Consider the following 691-nt stretch of genomic DNA (forward strand, 5'->3'; position numbering starts at 1 on the left):
AAAGAATTGATGTCCGAAAAACAGCGCTCAAAAAAGCCAAGTTGCCGATAAACACCGAACTGAAAAGCTGAGAGAACAAAGAAAAACCATAAACCACTGATTTACGTGATTAAGCATAACGCTCGCTTAAGTGGTGAGCAACGCAACACGATGTTACCGCACACCACCTAAATCACTAATTTTACCGCAAACCACAAATGCCATGCGTTGCGAATCCGTCTTAAAGCGTTTGTTAGGGCTGTGGTTGGAGCGACTGCATTTCTTTCAAGTAAAGATACAGTGGCAACCCAAACGATACACCAACTGACAAAGTTCCCAACACAGCAAAATAGCGATACTTCACTTTATGTCTTTGGCCGTCCACCACGATAAAACCTAATAAAGCAATCGCCGCAACCAAGACATCAAGCCAAGCAAAAATACTAATGGGGGTTGCCACCGCTTCACTGAACAAAAGACCAATATCTAGGCCGTTGCTAACTAACCAAGGAACAAACGCTCCGTATGGTAGCAATATACCCAACAAAGTAAGAACCAGATAAAACTTTACCATTTCGCCATCCTTGCAAATTTTTCGTAGTAAGCCCTAACGCTGCGTTAAGGGGTGAATGCCGCATAAACCAAGCTTCTGCAGACCATTTTCACCACCAAAACTCACTGCAAACCAAAAATGCCACGCGGCATGAATCCC

General features: G+C 43.7%; 2 protein-coding genes. Both read right to left on the reverse strand.

The window, feature by feature from the left end:
- Positions 1 to 232 precede the first annotated feature (232 nt).
- Positions 233 to 553: a DUF2834 domain-containing protein gene (locus FC652_RS20130; RefSeq protein ID WP_176299907.1), complete on the reverse strand. Its 321-nt coding sequence runs from the start codon at positions 551 to 553 to the stop codon at positions 233 to 235.
- Positions 554 to 586: 33 nt separating this feature from the next.
- The coding region (locus FC652_RS20135) for a DUF3265 domain-containing protein (RefSeq protein ID WP_176299908.1) at positions 587 to 691 on the reverse strand (105 nt) is incomplete at its 5' end.

It is taken from the genome of Vibrio sp. 05-20-BW147 (genome assembly GCF_013369385.1).
Lineage (GTDB): Bacteria > Pseudomonadota > Gammaproteobacteria > Enterobacterales > Vibrionaceae > Vibrio > Vibrio floridensis.